Below are 1071 nucleotides of genomic sequence, written 5' to 3'. Positions count from 1 at the left end.
AAAGGAATACGTCGGCCTCTGGTATAAGAGGTTCATTCTCGGCCAATGGGTGATGGCCGAGGGTGCGATTTACGATATGTGGGACGAGGACACCCACCTGGTCGACCGTCTGCCGAGCATCGAACGTTGGCTCGCCCTGGGCGTGGACTACGGCACGGTGAACCCGTTCTCCGGCCTGCTGCTGGGGCTGGGGAACGACCGGCGGCTGTACCTGACGCACGAGTGGCGCTGGGACTCGAAGCTCGAGCGGCGCAGCCTGACTGACTCGCAGTACTCCACGAGGGTCCGCGAGTGGCTGACCGCCCTGGACCTGGGGATGAACGCCCCCGCCCGGGTGGATCCCGAGTGGTTCATCGTCGACCCGTCCGCGGCCTCCTTCAAGACCCAGCTGTTCTCGGACGGCGTCGCGAACGTGATGGGCGGCGACAACGACGTGGTGTCCGGGATCCGGACCGTCGCGAGCCTGCTCGGGAACGACCGGCTGCGGGTGCACCGGCGCTGTCAGGGCTGGATCGACGAGGTCACCGGCTACGCCTGGGATGACGACTGGGCCGAGCGTGGCGAGGACCGGCCCATCAAAGTCGCCGACCACTCGCTCGACGCCGGCCGGTACGCCTGCGCCACAACCCGGTTCACCTGGGAACCCCACCTGGGCATCGAGCTCCCGGACATGGAGAGGCACGCAGCATGACCGGCCCCGCCGGCTCCTGACCGGGCCTGACGCAATCGAAGGGCTGTGACCTGTGGCCCGCGCCGCCTGGGAAAAAATCAAGGGGCGTCGGTGAGACCCGACCACGCTGCCGACCGGCGTCACGAACGCGAGCAGGCCGCCCGCGCCGAAGGGCGGGATCGGAAGCGGCGGAAGCGGGACGCTCGCCGCCGCGCCGCCGGCCGTAGCCACACGCAGGAGGCACGCACGCGGGCCCGCACCGCCGAGCACCTCCACGCCAGGGAACGCGCCGACCTCGCCCGGCTGGTCGACCAGCGCCGCGCCGAGCTCGGCCGGCTGGTCGACCAGCGCCGCGCCGAGCTCGGCCGGCTGGTCGACCAGCGCCGCGCCGAGCTCGGCCG

At 70.9% G+C, this 1071-nt stretch carries 2 pseudogenes; both read left to right on the top strand.

The features are described 5' to 3' along the window. A pseudogene (locus tag FREUN1FDRAFT_RS39160) lies at positions 1-691 on the top strand (PBSX family phage terminase large subunit); the annotation flags it as partial. 90 nt (positions 692-781) lie between these two features. Further along, positions 782-1071 (top strand): annotated as a pseudogene (locus FREUN1FDRAFT_RS39155) (hypothetical protein); the annotation flags it as partial.

It is taken from the genome of Parafrankia sp. EUN1f, from assembly GCF_000177675.1.
GTDB lineage: Bacteria > Actinomycetota > Actinomycetes > Frankiales > Frankiaceae > Parafrankia.
This window is presented reverse-complemented; position numbering and strand designations above follow the sequence as displayed.